Below are 17,950 nucleotides of genomic sequence, written 5' to 3'. Positions count from 1 at the left end.
TGTGGGGGAGAGGGGGGAACCTCTCTGGGAGAGGGGGGGGGGGGGGGGGGGGGGGACGCCCCCAAGAACAAGGCCCCCCACCGGGGCCCCCCCCCCGCCGGCTCACTTCGTCAGCGGACCGAACTCCTTGCGGGTGTCCACCGGCTTGCCGAACAGCTGCCACCGCTCACCCTTGAACCGCATCAGCTGCATCGTCTCGATCGGGAAGGCGTCGCCGCGGCCCGTGGACATGGTGACCCCGGGCAGCAGCAGGCCCACCTTCACGTCGTGCAGGTTGCGCACCGCCTCCCGCAGACCTTCCCTGGTCGGGCACTTCATCGCGTCCAGGGCCTTGTGCAGGCTGGAGGCGACGGCCCAGCCGTAGGCGTTGAACTGGTTGGCCGGGTCGGCGTCGGGGGCGTACTTGTGCATGGCCTTCGTGTAGGTCTTCATCTCGGGGTCGTTCGCCCACTGCGGGTCGGCGGGGTCCTTGAAGTAGGTCGCCGAGACCACACCCTGGACGTTCTTGAACCCGACGGGCTGGAGCACGGCGGCCGACGAGGCCACGTTGTTCACGATGTGCAGCGGGTTCCACTTGGTGTTCTTGGCGTCGGCGGCGAGGGCCTGGCTGCCGAACTTCGGAGTGGTGACGTCCAGCAGCACGTCCGCCTTGGAACGGGCGAGGCTCGCCATCTGTGCGGAGACAGAGGGGTCGGTGACCTCGTAGCTCTCCTCGGCGACCACCTTGATGCCGCTGCCGGCGACGGCGTTCCTGAACCCGCCGAGCAGGTCCTTGCCGAAGTCGTCGTTCTGGTAGAGGACCGCGACCTTGGCCTTGGGCTTCGCGTCCTTGAGGTACTTGGCGTACACCCGGGCCTCGGCCACGTAGTTGGGCTGCCATCCGATGGTCCAGGGGTGCTTGTCGTCCGTGCCCCAGACGGACGCACCCGTGGCGACGAAGGGCTGCGGCACCTTCTGCTTGTCGAGGTAGTCCCACACGGCCGCCGTGGACGGGGTGCCCAGGGTCTGGAAGACGGCGAAGACCTTCTCCTGCTCGACGAGTCTGCGGGCTTCCTCGACGGCCTTGGGCGGCTGGTAGCCGTCGTCGCGGACGACGAACTGCACCTTGCGGCCGTCTATGCCGCCCTTGTCGTTGACGTACTTGAAGTAGGCGGCCACGCCCTTGCTGATCGTGCCGTACGCGGAGGCGGGTCCCGACAGCGGGTAGATCCCGCCCAGCTTGATGGTCTTGTCGGTGATGCCGGTGGTCTGCTGGCCCTTGCAGGCGCCACCGGCAGCGGTGTCCTGGGCGTCCTGCCCTCGCTGGCTGCTGCAGGCGGTCGCGGTGAGCAGGGCGGCGGTGGCGGCCGCGGCCGCCCGCAGAGCGGTGGTCTTGCGCATGTGATTCATTCCTTTTCCGTGCGGGGCGGTGCGCCCACGGGTTCGGCGGCGACAACTGCGCGGTCCGCGGGGTTGAGGGTCGCGGACGGTCCGGCTTCGGCCTGAGACTCCGGCCGCGCATCGGGTGCGGATTCGGTCTCGGGCCCCCGGTCGAGGGTGGCGGTGGGGCGCGGCAGGCGGCGGGCGACAGCGCCCCGGACACGGCCCGGCAGACCGGCTAGTCCTGTCGGGGCCACGAACATCACCGCGATGATCAGCAGGCCGAACACCACTCCCGGTGCCGCCTCGCTGAGGTCCTGGGACACGCTCGGCACGTACATCACGAACGCCGCGCCCAGCAGGGGTCCGTACAGCGAGGCGAGCCCTCCGACCACCAGGCCGGCCAGCAGAGTGATGGACAGCACGAAGCTGAAGGAGTCGGGCGAGACGAAGCCGATCACCCAGGTGTACAGACACCCGGCCACACCCGCGAACATCGCGCTCCACGCGAAGGCGAGGGTCTTGTGCAGCGACAGCCGCACGCCCATGACCTCGGCTGCGCTCTCATTGTCCCGCACGGCGCGCAGGGCCCGGCCGATCCGGGACCGCAGCAGGTTGCGGGCGAGCAGCAGCGCCACCGTGGTGACGGCGAGGACGACGAAGTACGTCCACTGATCCTCGGCCAGCCCGCTCCATGAGGGCGGCCGCAGCTTGTCCACGGTCAGGCCCATGGAGCCGCCCGTCACCGGTTCGAGCCGCTTGAGCAGGGGCGGCAGGAACACCGCGAACGAGAGGGTGACCAGGGCCAGATACAGCCCGCGCAGCCGTAGCGCGGGCACGCCGAACCCGAGGCCCAGCAGGAAGCATCCGGCGGCCGCTACCGGCAGCGTGGCCAGGTGGCCGGTGCCGTACCGGTCGAGCATGACAGCCGCCGTGTAGGCCCCCGCCGCGAAGAACGCGCCGTGCCCGAGCGAGATCTGCCCGCCGAAGCCGACCAGGAGGTTCAGGCCGGCCAGCGCCACGGCGTACAGGAGCACCATGGTCAGCTGGAAGACCTGGAAGGGGGCGAAGTAGAACGGAGCGCCGACGGCCACTGCCGTCGCGAGCAGCACGGTGAGCGCGGCCCGCAGCCGTCGGGCGCTGTCCGTGCCGAGTGTTGCGACGATCGTGCTCATGCGCGCTCCACCGCCGCTCGTCCGAAGAGACCCTGAGGCCGCACGAGCAGCACCGCCAGGATGATCACCAGGGGGACGCCGACCTTCAGATCCTCACCGATCACGTCCACGTACGCCCCGGTCAGCGTCTCGGCGACGCCCACGAACAGGCCGCCGACGACCGCACCGACCGGGCTGTCGAAGCCCCCCAGGGTGGCCGCGGCGAACGCGTAGATCAGCACCCCGCCCATCATGTTGGGCTCCAGGAACAGCACCGGGGCGACGAGCACGCCCGACACCGCGCCGACCGTGGCGGCCAGCCCCCAGCCGAGCATCAGCACCCGGCCCACCCGAATGCCCGAGAGCCGCGCGGAGGCCGGATTGCAGGCGACCGCCCGCATCACCAGGCCGATGGAGGTGTGCTGGAACAGCAGGTACAGCAGGCCCATCACGACGGCCACCACGCCGAGGATCCCGAGCGTCGACCAGTCCACGCGCACCCCGGCCAGGTCGATGCCGCCGTCGGGGAACGGCTGCGGGAAGTCCTTCACGGTGAACGACCAGATGAGGCCGGCCAGCGCGTTGACGAAGATGAAGAGGCCGACGGTGACGATGACCACCGTCAGCTCGGGCGCGCTTTGCACGGGCCGGATGACGATCCGCTCGACCAGCATGCCGCCGGCGAAGGACACCGCGAGGGTGACCGGTAGCGCCAGCCAGAACGGCATCCCGGACGCCACCAGCTGCCAGGCGACGTATGTCGCGAGCATGGCCAGCTCGCCCTGCGCGAAGTTGACGATCCCTGTGAACCGGTGGATCAGCACCAAGGCCAGCGCCAGGCTGGCGTACACCGCGCCGGAGCCAAGGCCTTCCACCACTTGCTGGAGAAGATCGGTCACGGCGCTCACCCGGCCTTCCGCGAGAGGACGGAAACACCGAGGTACACCTCGGCGACCTGCCCGTCCTCGCGGATCTGCTGAGCCGGTCCGGACAGCACCAGACGGCCGGCCTCCAGTACGTGCGCCCGATGCGCGATGTCCAGCGCGAGCTGGGCGTTCTGCTCGACGACGACCACGGTGGTGCGTTCCTCCTCGTTGACGGCACGGACGATCTCGAACAGCTCGCGGGTGACCAACGGAGCGAGCCCCAGGGACGGCTCGTCCAGGAGGAGCAACGAGGGCCGCAGCATCAGCGCCCTGCCGATGGCGAGCATCTGCTGCTCCCCGCCGCTGAGGCTGCCGGCGGCCTGACTCGACCGCTGGCGCAGCTTGGGGAAGTAGCCGTAGATCCGTTCCAGGTCGGCGGCCACGACCGCACGCTCGGCACGACCCCGCCGCCGGAGACCGGTGCGCAGGTGCGCGCCGATGCGCAGGTTCTCCTCGACGGTCAGGTCGTTGAAGGTGCCCCGACCCTCGGGTACATGCGCCACACCGAGCCGGGCGGCCTGCTCGGGCGAGCGCCCCAGCAGTTCCGTACCGTTCAGGGTGACCGAGCCACGGCCGCGGACCATGCCGCACAGCGCCCGCAGCGTCGTGGTCTTGCCCGCGCCGTTGGGCCCGAGGATCGCGCACACCTCGCCGCGGGCGACGGAGAAGTCGAGGCCCTGCAGCACGCGGGCCTGGCCGTATCCGGCGTGCAGGCCGGAGACCGCCAGGAAGTCCGCCTCCGCTGCCGCCTCGATCTCGGTGGGCTCGCTCACGCGGTCACCCCCAGGTACGCCTCGACGACCGCCGGGTCGCGCTGGATCTCCTCCGGCGCGCCCTCGGCGATCTTGCGGCCGAAGTCGAGGCAGACCACCTTGTCGCACAGGCCCATCACGAACCCCATGTGGTGTTCGACCACTACGAGGGTGAGGTCGAAGTCCTGGCGCACCGAGCGGACCAGATCCGCGAATTGGCCGACCTCGCCGTGACTGAGCCCGTTGACGGGTTCGTCGAGCAACAGCAGTCGGGGCCGGACCGCGAGTGCCCGCGCGAGTTCGACGCGTTTGAGCGTGCCGAACGGCAGCCCGGAGGCGGGGTGGTCGGCGACCTCCGCCAGGTCGAGCCGCCGTAGCAAATCGTCCGCCTGGTCACGCAGTTCCCTCTCCTCCCGCCGGACGCGGGGCAGCCGGAGCGCCGCGGCGAGGTGTCCGGTGCGCCCCCGGCTGTGGGCGCCGACCATGACGTTCTCCCGGACCGTGAGCTGCGGGAACAGGCCGAGGTTCTGGAAGGTGCGGGCGATGCCGCGACCGGCCACGGCGTGCGGCGGGAGAGCGAGCAGGTCCTCGCCCTCGAACCGCACGGATCCCCCGTCGGGGGTGCAGCGCCTGGTGAGGCAGTTGAACAAGGTGGTCTTGCCGGCTCCGTTCGGCCCGATGAGCCCTACGGCGCTGCTCGGCTCGACGGTGAACGCGACACCATCCAGTGCCGTGATCCCGCCGAAGCGCACGGTGATACCTTCGACCGCGAGCATGAGTGACGCCCCTTCCGACGTGCTGGGGGGTGGGCGAGCGTCACAGTAGGTGGGGGCGTTCCAGGCGCACATTGGGTGTGAGCACCCAACTTCCCGGTCACCGGACTGTGCGCCGCGCACAGGTGCCGGGAGATGTCTCACGCCGGGCCTGTTGACGGAGCACGAGGCGGGCAGCGACGATCGGCGCCATGCCTCGCGGTTCTCCTCTGGGCACTCCCCAGCTCTCCGAGCCGCTCCTTCGGGAGCGGTGGCGGATCCTGCACGCCGTCCACGACCGGGTCGAGGAGGTGGCGGAGACCGCCGTCGAGGTCATGCGCGCGGAGATCCCGTCGTACGCGCTGCAGGACGAACGATTCTTCGACGACGTACGCGAGCAGGTGCTCGAGCACTACCGGATGCAGCTGGCAGCGCTCGCGGGCGACCGCGACATCGCGGCTGAAGACCTGGTCTTCAGCCGCGCGGCAGCCATGCGCCGAGCACGCGCGGGGTTCGCCCTGGAGGACTGGATCAGCGCCTTCCGGGTCGGCCGGCAGGTGATGTGGGACGCGCTGCTGGAGTGCGCGGGTACCTCCGCCGAGGCCCAGCAGGCCGCGCTGTCCCTCGTCACGCCACTGATGCGGTACGTCGACTTCGCCAGCACCCATGCCGCGCAGGCATACGTCGAGTACCAGCAGCACGTGGTCGCGGATGCGGATCGGGAGCGCAGGGATCTCCTGGACCAGCTCCTGGCGGGCGTGGCACCGACGCGCGGTCCGCTGCTGGCCGCGGCGCAGGCGTACGGCCTGGGACCTCGCTCGCCAATGATGGCGGTCGTGGCGGTGTGCGTCGGCGACACACGCACGGGCGACTCCGCTTCGGCCGAGAACGGGTATGCCACCAGCGCGTCGATCAGCGTCGCCGGTCCCTGGGCCGGCCGGACCCTGGTCGTCGTGCGCCATGGCGAGGTGGTGGCCGTACCCGTCCTCCGGGCCGGCATGGACGCGGACGACATATGCGCTCACTTCGAGGCCGTGCAGGAGCGGCTGGCGCGGGAGGGGACCATGCTCTGCATGGGCATCAGCACGGTCGCCCGGGGTGCGTCCGAACTGCCGCGCGCCTACGAGGAGGCGCGGGCCGCTCTCGACCTGGTGCCGAACGGGGGCGGGGTGGCGGCGCTGCCGCGCCTGTCACCCTTCGACTACCTGGCGCTGCGCGCCGACGACCTCGCCCGCCAGCTGGTCGATCCCCGCGTGCGGGCGCTCCTGGAGGAGGACCGCGGACGTGGTGACACGCTGGCCACCACCATACGGGCCTTCGCGGAGGCCGACCTCAATCTGCGGCTGGCCGCCGACCGACTGCGGGTGCACCACAACACGGCGCACTACCGGTTGCGCCGGATCGAGGAACGCACCGGCCGCAATCCGCGCCGGATCGCCGACCTGCTGGAACTACTGGTCGCCCTCGCCATCCGCGACGGGGCCGGGGAAAGTGAGGATTGCCGGTGAGCGGCATCGTGGAGTCCGCCGGGACGGAGGCGGCACGTCAACTGCCGGGCGAGCAGGGGCGCATGGGCCTGCCGACTGCCCCCGCCGGGCAGGACCGAACGGTCCGGCGCACGCTGCTGGACGCCGCGCTGGCGGTGTTCACGGAGCGCGGTTACACCGACGCCGGCCTCAGCGAGATCGCGGCACGCTCCGGCATTCCGGCAGGCACCCTCTTCCAGCACTACGGCGGAAAGCGAGGGCTGTACCTGGCCCTGTGGGAGGAGTTCCGGGAGGAACAGGAGCACCGGACCGCGGCCACGCTGACCGCCGAGCGTGACCGTGGCGTGGACGACCCCATCGCTCTTTTCGTGGCAGGTGCCAGGGCGTATCTGGGGGGCGCCTGGGAAAACCGGCGCCTCGCCAGGCTGATCGCGGAGGACGACGGCCCGGCGGGCTTCGACGCGCTGCGCCGCCAGTGGGACCGCGCGTGGGTACGGCGCAACGCACGGCTGTTGAAGGTGGACGAGCGTCAACGAGCCGGCCGGGTCCGGGTGAGCGTTCTGACCACCGTCATCGGAGGGGCGGCGCGCGAGCTGGGCGACTGCCGGGACGAGACGGAGGCCGGGGAGATAGTGGACGAGGTGTGCGGAATCCTCGTCCATCTGTCGACACCGCCTGGCTGAGACGCCCGGCGCGTGCCTTTGAGGCGGGGCGCCCCAGGCTCCGGACGCCATCGACGTCAGGACAGGCCGGCGAGAGGGGCGCTCGGTTGCCAGGCGACGGGCAGGACGACGTCGACACCGTCGCGGCGGGCCAGCGGCAACAGCCGGTTCATCGTGGCGTCGATGTCGTCCAGGAAGTAGGGCATCGGCCTCAGGGGCCGGTGCAGACCGACGAAGAAGTCGTCCCAGTGCACCAGGACGGCCCGGCGGGCTCCGGTCGCGGCCACGACCTCGTCCCAGTAGGCGTGCAGGAACTCGGCGGGCTGCTTGCCCAGGTTTCCGATGCCGAGATAGACGACGTCGGCGGACCGGCCACGCAGGATGCCGGGCCGGAAGTTGGCACTGGCATGCAGCAGCACGCGGCCCCTCGGATGGGCGACGAGCACGCTGTAGGCGGTGCCGGTCTTCCATGCGCCGGCGCGGGCCGGTGGCACAAGGGGCCGGTCGACGGTGCCGGGATAGTGGTCGCCGGGGCTGTGCACGGATTCCAGGAAGGTGACTTCGAAGCGGCCGTAGGAGACGGTCTGCCCGTCCGCGACCACCCGCAAGGACGACTCCGGCACTCCCAGGCCGCGGCCGATGTTCGCGGTGGACGGCGATCCGACGAGCTCCGCGCCGGTCTCCAGGGCCCACACCGGCGCATCGAGGGCGTGATCGTAATGGGAGTGAGCGCAGATCACCGCGGCCAGATTCGGCACCCGCAGCCGGCCGATCGCGGCGCGCACGAGAGAGGGGTCGGGCGCGATCCTGCCCATGGCGACGCGCGGCATCCCCGGCCGGGTGACGAACCCGTCGCTGAGCACGGAGGTCTCCCCGTCCGACAGGAGAACGGAACTGGTGCCCAGGAAGTGAGCGACCAGCCCGTCGTCGTCGCTCGTCATGTGCGGCTGTTTGTACGGCAGATAGGGACGCAGGCTCGGACGACCGAGAGGCATTCTCATACCGGCATCCTGACCTGTCGCACGCGGATGGGCGACAGGGGGTTGCCGCGGCTTCACGGGCCGGCCGCGGCATGGTCGGCAGCGTCGTCCAGCTGGGGCGTGGGCGAGGGCCACCGCACCGACAGCTCGTTCCACGTCCGCAAAGCCCCCTCAGCCCAGAAGGGATACCGGGTCGGCGGCCCGGGTATGAACCCGCGCCGCCGAGCTGTAGCCATAGCGCATGGCGACGTCGAGCAGCGTCCGTTCACCGGCGAGCACTTCGGCGCCCGCCACGGTCAGCCGTCTGCGGCGGATGTACTCCGACAGCGGGATGCCTGCCAGCGCAGAGAACAGCCGACGGAAGTGATACTCCGACGTCATTGCGATGCGCGCGAGATCGGCCACGTCGATCCGCTGATCCAGATGGGACTCGATCTGCTCCATGGCCTGGTTGAGCCGCTCCAGCATCCCGGTCCCCTTCCCTGTCGATCACTCACGTCAGGAAGGAACCACCCTGCCGGACCCGACATCCTGTGCCCGATCCTGTCGGGTCCACGAGCGCGCGACATGCACCCCGGCATGCAGACCTGAACCGACGACTGCAGAAGCCCACGGCTCCGACCTGGTCGGAGCCGTGGGCTTCTGTAGTCTCATCTGATCAGTCAGCAGGCGGATCAGCCGACGCCGGGTCAGGCTCAGTACCTCGCGGCTAGTCCGAACCCTGCCATGCGGAAGCCACAACCTCCCCGGCCACGACCTGGGGAGGATTGGGGAGCAGTGACGCAAGGTTGTCCCGCACGAACTCCGCTGCCTTCGAGATCGACTCCTCGGCACCGGCCTCGTCCTGGAAGACGCTGGTCGAGACCATCACTCCGTCCCCGGCATCGAGCCAGTAGTAGGCCACGAAGCCGGAGACCTGGCGCATGAGCGGAACGAACCCCTCGCTCACGAGGCGTCCCGCCTCGGCCGGATCGGTCACGCCTTCGTACCGCCGGACTGCAGCGTACATCGCCAAGCTCCTTACGGGGTTCCGGGTTCGTCCTCCGCTCAGACGTCGTACCCCTGCCGGTGCTGCCCGGTTCACGAGGCACACGGCAATCACCTGAAGGGCCGCCTCAGGTGATCCGAACGGCGGCCTCCGGCCGGGACATGACCTTTCCCGAGCCTGGGCGACGGGTTTGCCGTCAGTCCCGGTCGGCGGGCTTGGTGGCGAGAGCTGAGCACCCCACCCCCTGCGGCCCTGCTGTTTCCGGCCGGGCGGGGCCAAGCTCGCCCCAAGGCCGCCGGCGTAGCCGCCAAGAGATTGCTGCATGCTACACATAGATGCATAATGCGCTTATGCATAAGCGGGTTATGGACCCTCCCTCAGCGGGTGCGTCCGCCGAGGACCTGATGATCGCGGTCGAGCAGTTGGTCCGCCATGTGCGCCAGAGCGCCACGGCCGGCGGCCTGAGCACCGCGGCGTCGTCCGTGCTCGGCCGGCTCGGCCGTGAAGGGCCGCAGCGACTGACCGAACTGGCCCGGGCGGAGAACGTCTCGCAGCCCAACATGACCCAGCTCGTCACCCGCCTGGAGCGTGCCGGGCTGGCACGGCGCACCGCCGACCACACCGACGGCCGAGGCGTGCTGGTGGAGGCCACCGACATCGGGCTCGAGGTGTTCCGGGAGCGGCGGTCCGAGCGCGCGCACGCCCTTCGGCAGCTGATCGACGAGCTGACCGAGCCGGAGCAGCAGGCGGTCGGGATCGCGCTCCCGGCCCTGGCCCGCGTCATCCAGGACCGCCACGTGCGTGCCTGATCCACCCCGTCGGCATCTCTGTCCCCGTTGCGACACGACTGGAGAAAAGCGGTAATGAGTGCACCGCATGGAAAGACTGCCGGCCCCTTCAGACAGCCGAAGGCGGTCTGGGCCGTGGCGTTCGCCTGCGTGATCTCCTTCATGGGTATCGGATTGGTCGACCCGATCCTGCCTGCTCTCGCCGAGAGTCTGCACGCCTCGCCCAGCCAGGTGTCCCTGCTGTTCAGCAGCTATCTGATCGTCACCGCGGTGGCGATGCTGATCGTCGGCTGGTTCTCCAGCCGGTTCGGCGCGAAGCGCACTCTCGTCATAGGCCTGGCGGTCATCGTCGTCTTCGCCGCCCTGGCCGGTGCCTCCGGTTCCATCAACGGAATCGTCGGCTTCCGCGCAGGCTGGGGCCTGGGCAACGCCCTCTTCATCGCCACCTCGTTGGCCGTGATCGTCGCCTCCGCGAGCGGCGGCTTCGGCGGCGCGATCATCCTCTACGAGACCGCCCTCGGTCTCGGCATCGCCGTGGGCCCCCTGCTGGGCGGCGAGTTGGGCGCCATCAGCTGGCGCGGTCCGTTCTTCGGCGTCGCCGTCCTCATGGCCGTCGCCCTCGTGGCGACCCTCGCCTTCGTGCCCTCGCTGCCCACGCCCGAGCGCCGCACCTCGCCGATCGCCCCGCTCAGGGCTCTGCGTCACCGCGGTCTGCTGACCATGGGCATCATGGCCCTGCTGTACAACTGGGGCTTCTTCACCATGCTCGGCTACGCGCCGTACCCCATGAGGCTGAGCGCCCACCAACTCGGGCTGGTCTTCACCGGCTGGGGCCTGTTGGTGGCCGCCTTCAGCGTCTTCTTCGCCCCGCGCCTGCAGGCCCGTTACGGCACCGCCCCGGTCCTCTACGCCAACCTGCTGGGCCTCGGCATCGTGATGACAGTCATCGCCGCCGGCGTCGGCAGCCCCACCGTGGTGATCGTCGCGGTCATCGTCAGCGGTGCCTTCATCGGCATCAACAACACCCTGACGACCCAGGCCGTCATGCTCGTCTCCCCCGTCGAGCGCCCCGTGGCCTCCTCTGCCTACGGCTTCCTACGGTTCATCGGCGGCGGCCTGGCCCCCTACGTGGCCGGCAAGCTCGCCGACGCCACCGACCTGAGCGTCCCCTTCTACGTCGGCGCCGCCACGTTCGTGCTCGCCATCCCCGTCCTCGCCAGTGGCCACCGGCTGCTGCGACAGGCGGAGGCGCACACCGGCGACAGCGAGCCCGTGACGCCGTCGCTCATCGCCGTCGGCGCTCCGGCCGCGACCGACGCGCCCCCGGTCATCGTCGCCGTGGGCGCCCACGACAGGGCCGCCGCCATCGTGGACGCCGCGGCCCGCGTCGCACGCGACGCCGGCAGTCCGCTGGAGGTCGTCCACGTCCAGCAGACGGCGGTGGCCGAGGAGCAGGCCGTCGACACGGAGACCGCCGACCAGGCCCGGGCGGCCGTCACCGCCCATCTCGACCGGCTCGCCGCCCAGGGGATCGCCGCGACCGGTAAGGTCCTCACCAGTGTCGGCGACCACGCCGCCGCGGGACGCGCCCTCGCCCGGCACGCCGCGGACGTCCACGCCCGGACCGTCGCCGTCGGCCGCTCACCGCGCGGTCCCCTCGCCCAGTTCGCCGACGGCAGCCTCACCACCGCCCTGACCCACACCGCCACATGCACCGTCGTCCTCGTCCACGCCGACCAGGCGCCCCGGCACCTGACCACGGCCGCCCTCACGGAACTGCGCGACGGCGCGCACTAGCCCGCTCCGCGAGACCGTTTCGGGCCAGCTCGCCCAGCACGGCTCTTGGCAGAGACGCCGACAAGGGTGCCGTGGCGGCTGAGTGGCCAGCCACGGCACCGCGGAGATGCGGCAGCAGTCGACGTGTCGCCGGGTGATCAGCCGCGCACCCGTGCAGGCACCATGCGGCGCCGCGCCTGGTACGTGCAACAGGGCCCGTCGGATTCCTGCCGGCCGACCTGCTCGTCCCCGAACCTCGGGAAGACGGCAGCCACCGCACCCGTTCACCGGAACGACGGACCGATCGCCGAGAACCGGGAGCGGGTGCGCGGCGGGAGCCGCGTGCGGGTCAGGCATGGAACTGGTTTCCCGGGACCGGGAGTCCGTAGTGCTCGCGCAGGGTCGTGCCCTCGTACTCCTCGCGGAACAGCCCCTCGCCGCGCAGAATCGGCAGCACCTGCTCCGCAAAGGTCGCAAGGCCCGACGGCAGGGCGGGTGCCATGATGTTGAACCCGTCGGCGGCTCCGCCCTCGAACCAGGCGATGATCGTGTCGGCGATCTGCTCAGGGGTGCCGACGAGCTCGAAGTGACCGCGCCCGCCGCCCAGTCGGGAGATGATCTGCCGCACCGTCAGTTCTTCGCGAGCGGCGAGCTCAATGATCAGATCGGAACGGCTCTGCGATCCTTCCAGCTTCGGCCGCGCCAGGATGAAATCCGGAAGGTGTTCGTCGAGTTCGAACACCGACGGATCGGTCTCGAAGACCGCGGCCAGCTGGCGCAGACCGTACTCGGGGATGCGCAGTTCGTCGAACTGCCGTGCAAGCGAGCGTGCTTCCGCCTCGGTCGATCCGATGTACGGGACGATACCCGGCAGCACGATCACCCCGTCCGGGTCACGCCCCGCGGCCGAGGTCCGTGCCTTGATGTCGGCGTAGAAGGCAGCGGCACGCTCGTACGTCGTGTGGGCGGTGAAGATCGCCTCGGCGTGCCGGGCCGCGAAGTCCTTGCCGTCTTCGGAGGAACCGGCCTGGACGAGCAGCGGGTAGCCCTGCGGAGGACGCTGGACGTTGAGCGGACCGGCCACCTTGAAGTACTCGCCACGATGGCCGAGTCTGTGCAGCCGCGCGGGGTCGGCGTAGCGCCCTGTGGTCTTGTCCGCGACGACGGCCTCGGTATCCCAGCTGTCCCAGAGCGCCTTGGCCACCCTCAGGAACTCGTCGGCCCGGGCGTACCGTTCGGCGTGGCCGGGGCGGTCGTCGAGGCCGAAGTTGGCTGCTTCGTCGGCCCCTGCCGAGGTGACGATGTTCCAGCCGGCGCGGCCACCGCTCACGTGGTCGACGGAGGCGAGCCGACGGGCGAGGTTGTACGGCTCGTTGTACGTCGACGACACGGTCGCGATGAGGCCGATTCTGCTCGTCGCCTGGGACAGCGCGGTCAGTAGGGTCAGCGGTTCGAGCTGGCCCGGCGGCCGGAACTCACCGGTGCCGGTGATCGCCGGGCCGTCCGCGAGGAACAGTGAGTCGAACTTGGCGCTCTCGGCCAGCTGCGCCAGCTCGATCCAGTGCCGCAGGTCGAAGTCGGCTCGGGGGTTGCTGTGCGGGAGCCGCCACGCCGCCTCATGGTGGCCCGCCTCCATGAGGAAGGCATTGAGGTGGAGCCGGCGTCTTCTCTCGCTCACGTGTGCTCTCCTTTCAGTGTCCGGGATGACGGTCTGGCTCAGCCCAACTTCAGCTTTGAGCTGTCGTAACCGGCCGGGAGGAGGTTGTCGGTGATCGACGGGACGTGGACCTTCTTGGTGATCTGTCCTGCCTCCAGGAAGGCGTCGGCCAGCTTCTGCTCCAGCTCGATGTCCGACTTCTGCACCGGAGTCACCCGGTTCGAGTAGGCGGCAAGGGACGCCTTGGCATCGGCCAGAGGGATGCCCTGTTCCTGCGAAAGCGCCTGCGCGTACTTGTCCGGGTGCTTGATCGCCCAGGCGAACTCCCGCGAGAGCCGCTTCAGGACATCAGTGAGAGCCGCCCGCTTGCTCTTGTCGTTCAGCGACTTGTCACTCGCGACGTAGTAGCTGCTCGTCTGGTCGATGGGCGGGAGACCCTTCACCAGGATCCGCGCGCCGTTCTTGACCGCGATCGCCGACTGGGGGTTCCAGATCGACCAGGCGTCCACCTTTCCGGTGTTGAACGCCGTCGCGGCGGCCGCCGGGTCGAGGAAGACCAGCTGCACGTCCTTGGGGGTGAGGCCGACGCTCTTCAGCGCGTTCAGGGCCAGACCGTGTGCCGAACTGCCCTGCGGAACGGCGATCTTCTTGCCCTTGAGGTCGGCAGCCGTCTTCAGCTTCGAGCCCTTGGGCACGATGATGTTCTCCACGGCCTGGTCGGGCGTGAGCGAACGATTGACGGCGACGATCTTGAAGCCGTACTCCTTCGCCGCTCCGGTGATCGGCGGTACGTCGCCGACGCTGCCCAGGTCGATGTCGCCCGAGGCAGCGGCCTGCACGAGCGGCGGGCCATAGGTGAAGCGGGCGAACCTCACCTTGTACGGCGCGTTGTCGAACACTCCGGTGATCTTCGCCAGGGCCTGGCTTCCGTCACCGCCGTTGTCGCCGATGGTGAAGGTGTACTTGTTCCACTCGGGGTGCTTGGCGTAGCTCGTGTCGGCGGCGTTGCTCAGCGGTGCGGCGGTGTCCGATTCCGACCCGCAGGCGACGAGGGTGCCCGCGAGGGTGAGTACGCCGATGGTGCCGATGATTCCGCTGGTTCTGTTGCGCATGGTATGTCGTGCTTTCTGTGCTGGGTGAGGGTGTTCGGGGAAGTCAGTGCTGGCCGGCGAGGCCGAGGTCTGCCAGGAGCCGGGCGCGGAGTTCCTCGCGGGCGACGCTCGCCTCGCGGTCCGCTGCGGAGAGCCGGACGTCGTGTGAAGCTCCGATCCGTCCGTTGCTCATGACGACGATGCGGTCCGCCAGCGCGATCGCCTCGTCGACGTCGTGGGTGACGAGCAGCATGGCGGCGTGATGCTTGCTCCGCAGCGCCCGCACCAGGTCGTGCATGCGCAGCCGCGTGATCGCGTCGAGAGCGGCGAACGGCTCGTCGAGGAGTACGAGTTCGGGTTCCGAGACCAACGCCCTTGCGAGCGACACCCGCTGGGCCTCGCCGCCGGAGAGTTCCTTGGGCCACGCCTTCTCGCGGCCCGCGAGTCCGACCTCGGCCAGCACATCGCGAGCTCTCTGCTCCGCGTCGGGCCCGCGCAGGCCCAGCGTGACGTTGCGCAGCACACGCTGCCACGGCAGCAGTCGGTCGGCCTGGAAGACGATCGCTCGCCTCGCCGGGACCTCCACACGCCCGCCGTCGGGGCGGTCGAGTCCGGCGAGCAGCCTCAGAAGTGTGCTCTTGCCGCAGCCGGAGGGGCCCAGCAGGATCACCAACTCCTCGCCGAAGACGGTGAGATCGAGATGGTCGAGCACGACCCGGTCACCGAACCGACGGACGACCTGCTCGATGGCCACCCCGGTCTGCCGGCGGAGCTTCGTCGCCAACGTGCTGCTCATGACACCTCATAACCGGGACGCCACCGCAGCAGCACCCGCTCGAGTACCCGGACGAACTGGTCGGCGAGCAGGCCGAGGAGCGAGTAGGTCACCAGCCCCACGAAGACCTGGTTGGTCTGCAGGTAGGTCTGCCCTTGAGTGATGAGGAAGCCGAGTCCCTTGTCGGCGTTGACCGTTTCAGCGGCGACGAGGCCCAGCACGCTGTACGCGAGGGAGAACCGGAGGCCGACGAGGAACCCCGGCAGGGCTCCCGGCACGAGCACCCGCGTCACGATGCGCCACGTGCCCGCGCCCGTCGTCCGCGCCATCTCGATCAGCCGCTGGTCGACACCTCGGATCGCCGCGAACAGGTTGAGATACATCGGGACACCGGCCCCGAACGAGACGAGCAGTACCTTCGTCAGCTCGTCGATGCCGAACCACACGATCATCAGCGGCAGCACAGCCAGCAGCGGGATCGTGTTGAGGACCTGTACGACGCCGTTGAACAGGTACTCACCGCTGCGCAGGAGACCGCCGAGCACACCGCTGAGGATGCCCACCGTCAGACCGATCGCGAGACCGATGCCGGCCCGCTGCAACGAGATGGCCAGATCCGGGCCGAGTACGCCCTGTTGCCACAGATCGGCGGCGGACTTCACGATCGAGGTCGGTGCCGGAGCGTACGTCTTCGCAAGCACGCCGGCCCGCGCGAGAACCTCCCAGACGACGAGGATCACGACCGGGGTCGTGTAGATCCCGAGCGGCCAGCGCAGGCGCTCGCGGAGCGTACTGAACGGTGTCCGGCGGCGGACGTCTCGCGGGAGGAACACCTCGCGTTCCCGCACGCTCGTCGTCTCGGTGTCCGAACTCTTGGTGACGGCCGGCGCCGTGAGGCGGATCTCGGTCACGCTGCTGACTCCAGGACGCTGGTGTAGTGCGAGGCGTCGCCGACGAGTTGTTCGCTGCGGCGGCCGTCGACGCCGACCGGCACGTCTCCCGCGACCGTCACCCGGTTGAGGCGGCGTGGGTGGTCGTCGTAGTTGTCCACTCCGTAGTGCTGGCTGATCCGGTTGTCGAAGATCAGCAGCTGGCCGGGCGACCATGCCCAACGCAGAATGTTCTCCGGGCGCGTCACGTACGCCTGCAGGATGCGCAGCAGATCGGCCGAGTCGCTGCTCGACAGGCCGACGATCCGTTTGGCGAACCCGCCGATGAACAGCCCGCGTTCGCCCGTCTCCGGATGCACCCGCACGACGGGGTGCTCCGCCTCGTACGGCGTGGAGACGAAGACGCGGTCGTACTCCTGTCTCAGCGCCGAGGTGGGACCGGGACGCGCGTAGTCGTACTGGTTGGTGTGCACGACGCGCAGGGAGTCCGCCAGGGCACGCAGCGGTTCGGGCAGGTCGCGGTAGGCCGCGGCGGCGTTCGCAATGAGTGTCTCGCCGCCGTAGGGCGTGGACACGATGGACCGGAGTGTGGTCACCTGCGGCGGGTTGACCACGAAGGTGACGTCCGTGTGCCACTCGTTGGCCTTGGACGTCTCGCTGTCGACGGCGAGCACGTTCGTCGTGCCGTCGGCGGCCGGCACGTTCGGATGGGCCGTCGTCAGCTCGCCGAACCACCCGGCCACGCGCTCCTGGCCGGCATTGTCGAGGTTCACGTCATCGAACACGATCGCCTTGTGCTCGTTGAGGGCGTCGCGCAGCGCCTTGACCGTCGACGGGTCGGGCGGAGCCGTGAGGTCGACGTCTTCGACGACGGCGCCGATGCGGCCGGTCAGCTTGCGGATGGACGGAGGCATGAGGAGGTCCTTGTCGAGGAAGCGGGCGCACCACCGGGTGCTGTGGGGCGAGGAGTTGAGGAGACCGGAGCACTCGCGGGCCTGGTCCGGCACGGATTCGGGAGTCGTCAGGGTCACGGCACGGGAGCGACCGGATGACTGCGCGGAGGACACCTGACGCAGGTCAGGCCACGGGTGGGCAAATACCGCCGCGCCTGTTCCGCCGCCCCGTCGTTGTGTCGCCCCGAAGCGGGCCGACCGCTCGCCGGACCTTCGATGAAGTCCGCGACCTGCTCGAACAGACTTCATGCCCGTGTGAGCCCCGGTGCCGTACACACTTCTCCCCGCAACCGGAGAGGCGAGACGTGCGGAAGAGCCGGAGAAGGAGACCTTCAGGCGGTGTGTACGGCGGTCCTACAGAGCGGCACCGTATGACGGGCGGCTGTGCACCGCGTCTACGCGACGCTCACCGTCGGCGCGCACCGGCCGCCACGGGAACCACTTACCGGTTCAGCGACAACAGAACGCACTGGAGACGTGCGCCAGATCGATGTGGCGCCGCCGAGTGAGGGCCACGAGCGGGTTCATGAGACGGGAGTTCAGCAGAGGTCTGCCGCGCTGGTCAAGAACTTCCTGGAAGGGTCTTGCATTGCGGACGCGGAGACCGTCTCCGCCGCTGCGGGACTCGGCGACGACGCGGTGCGCATCAGCGAGCCGTACATCGGCAGTGCACGCGACCACCGAACCGATGGACGTACGGCCGCGCCGGACAGCCGCTCCTCCGCAAGCGCGTTCTGTGGTCGTGACGGAGAGCGGCCGCAGCACGGACACAGCCTCCCGCGGCGGGCCGGCCCGGGGGGGGGGGGGGGGGGGGGGGGGGGGGGGGGGGGGCAGGGGGGGGGGGGGGGGGGGGGGGGGGGGGGGGGGGGGGGGGGGGGGGGTGGGTAGGGGGGGGGGGGGGGGGGGGTGTTCCTGCAGGCGGGCGACGGACTGCCACACCTGGCCGAGCAGCTGGTCGGT

17 protein-coding genes are annotated in these 17,950 nt (G+C 70.0%); 4 read left to right on the top strand and 13 right to left on the bottom strand.

Features of this window, described 5'->3' with window-relative positions:
* Window positions 1-102: 102 nt before the first annotated feature.
* The 5 genes from AC07CM_RS36075 to AC07CM_RS36055 are packed head-to-tail and all read right to left on the bottom strand — an operon-like array spanning window position 103 to window position 4,967.
* Window positions 103-1,380, bottom strand: coding sequence for an ABC transporter substrate-binding protein (locus tag AC07CM_RS36075; protein WP_478880707.1), 1,278 nt, complete (start codon window positions 1,378-1,380; stop codon window positions 103-105).
* A 5-nt stretch (window positions 1,381-1,385) separates the two neighbouring features.
* A complete protein-coding gene (locus tag AC07CM_RS36070) occupies window positions 1,386-2,534 on the bottom strand; it encodes a branched-chain amino acid ABC transporter permease (protein ID WP_478880706.1) in 1,149 nt (382 codons plus the stop codon).
* On the bottom strand, window positions 2,531-3,412 hold the full coding sequence (locus AC07CM_RS36065; protein WP_478880705.1) for a branched-chain amino acid ABC transporter permease: 882 nt from the start codon (window positions 3,410-3,412) through the stop codon (window positions 2,531-2,533). The genes AC07CM_RS36070 and AC07CM_RS36065 overlap by 4 nt, the downstream gene beginning before the upstream one ends.
* 5 nt (window positions 3,413-3,417) lie before the next feature.
* Window positions 3,418-4,212 carry an ABC transporter ATP-binding protein gene (locus AC07CM_RS36060; RefSeq protein ID WP_478880704.1) on the bottom strand — a complete coding sequence of 265 codons (795 nt, stop codon included), beginning with the start codon at window positions 4,210-4,212 and terminating at the stop codon, window positions 3,418-3,420.
* The gene (locus AC07CM_RS36055) at window positions 4,209-4,967 is read right to left on the bottom strand and encodes an ABC transporter ATP-binding protein (protein ID WP_478880703.1); all 759 of its coding nucleotides are present in this window, start codon (window positions 4,965-4,967) and stop codon (window positions 4,209-4,211) included. The genes AC07CM_RS36060 and AC07CM_RS36055 overlap by 4 nt, the downstream gene beginning before the upstream one ends.
* 188 nt (window positions 4,968-5,155) lie before the next feature.
* Between AC07CM_RS36055 and AC07CM_RS36050 the strand changes: the two genes are divergently transcribed.
* Both AC07CM_RS36050 and AC07CM_RS36045 read left to right on the top strand, forming a co-directional pair.
* A complete protein-coding gene (locus AC07CM_RS36050) occupies window positions 5,156-6,451 on the top strand; it encodes a PucR family transcriptional regulator (RefSeq protein ID WP_478880702.1) in 1,296 nt (431 codons plus the stop codon).
* Entirely contained in the window at window positions 6,448-7,113 is a 666-nt protein-coding gene (locus tag AC07CM_RS36045; RefSeq protein WP_478880701.1) for a TetR/AcrR family transcriptional regulator, read from the top strand. Before AC07CM_RS36050 ends, AC07CM_RS36045 begins: the two co-directional genes overlap by 4 nt.
* 56 nt (window positions 7,114-7,169) lie before the next feature.
* On the opposite strand, the gene AC07CM_RS36040 is transcribed toward AC07CM_RS36045, so the two are convergent.
* The 3 genes from AC07CM_RS36040 to AC07CM_RS36030 form a co-directional block, all read right to left on the bottom strand.
* Window positions 7,170-8,093 carry an MBL fold metallo-hydrolase gene (locus tag AC07CM_RS36040; protein WP_478880700.1) on the bottom strand — a complete coding sequence of 308 codons (924 nt, stop codon included), beginning with the start codon at window positions 8,091-8,093 and terminating at the stop codon, window positions 7,170-7,172.
* Window positions 8,094-8,243: 150 nt separating this feature from the next.
* The gene (locus AC07CM_RS36035; protein ID WP_478880699.1) at window positions 8,244-8,540 is read right to left on the bottom strand and encodes a helix-turn-helix domain-containing protein; all 297 of its coding nucleotides are present in this window, start codon (window positions 8,538-8,540) and stop codon (window positions 8,244-8,246) included.
* Between the two features lie 241 nt (window positions 8,541-8,781).
* Window positions 8,782-9,081 (bottom strand): hypothetical protein, encoded by a 300-nt coding sequence (locus tag AC07CM_RS36030; protein WP_478880698.1) that lies wholly within the window; start codon window positions 9,079-9,081, stop codon window positions 8,782-8,784.
* A gap of 344 nt (window positions 9,082-9,425) precedes the next feature.
* On the opposite strand from AC07CM_RS36030, the gene AC07CM_RS36025 reads away from it, so the two are divergent.
* A complete protein-coding gene (locus AC07CM_RS36025) occupies window positions 9,426-9,869 on the top strand; it encodes a MarR family winged helix-turn-helix transcriptional regulator (RefSeq protein WP_478880697.1) in 444 nt (147 codons plus the stop codon).
* Between the two features lie 54 nt (window positions 9,870-9,923).
* Entirely contained in the window at window positions 9,924-11,645 is a 1,722-nt protein-coding gene (locus AC07CM_RS36020) for an MFS transporter (RefSeq protein ID WP_478880696.1), read from the top strand.
* Window positions 11,646-11,973: 328 nt separating this feature from the next.
* Here AC07CM_RS36020 and AC07CM_RS36015 read toward each other — a convergent pair whose 3' ends face one another.
* The 5 genes from AC07CM_RS36015 to AC07CM_RS35995 are packed head-to-tail and all read right to left on the bottom strand — an operon-like array spanning window position 11,974 to window position 16,951.
* Entirely contained in the window at window positions 11,974-13,302 is a 1,329-nt protein-coding gene (locus tag AC07CM_RS36015; RefSeq protein ID WP_478880695.1) for an LLM class flavin-dependent oxidoreductase, read from the bottom strand.
* Between the two features lie 38 nt (window positions 13,303-13,340).
* Window positions 13,341-14,393 (bottom strand): ABC transporter substrate-binding protein, encoded by a 1,053-nt coding sequence (locus AC07CM_RS36010; RefSeq protein ID WP_478880694.1) that lies wholly within the window; start codon window positions 14,391-14,393, stop codon window positions 13,341-13,343.
* Between the two features lie 43 nt (window positions 14,394-14,436).
* Window positions 14,437-15,168, bottom strand: coding sequence for an ABC transporter ATP-binding protein (locus AC07CM_RS36005; RefSeq protein WP_478880693.1), 732 nt, complete (start codon window positions 15,166-15,168; stop codon window positions 14,437-14,439).
* The gene (locus AC07CM_RS36000) at window positions 15,165-16,058 is read right to left on the bottom strand and encodes an ABC transporter permease (RefSeq protein WP_478880692.1); all 894 of its coding nucleotides are present in this window, start codon (window positions 16,056-16,058) and stop codon (window positions 15,165-15,167) included. Before AC07CM_RS36000 ends, AC07CM_RS36005 begins: the two co-directional genes overlap by 4 nt.
* Window positions 16,055-16,951 (bottom strand): TauD/TfdA dioxygenase family protein, encoded by an 897-nt coding sequence (locus AC07CM_RS35995; protein ID WP_478880782.1) that lies wholly within the window; start codon window positions 16,949-16,951, stop codon window positions 16,055-16,057. Before AC07CM_RS35995 ends, AC07CM_RS36000 begins: the two co-directional genes overlap by 4 nt.
* Window positions 16,952-17,950 lie beyond the last annotated feature (999 nt).

The sequence above is a fragment of the Streptomyces sp. NPDC044061 genome, from assembly GCF_056434305.1.
Note: the sequence above shows the minus strand (reverse complement) of the source record. Positions and strands in the feature narration are given on the sequence as shown.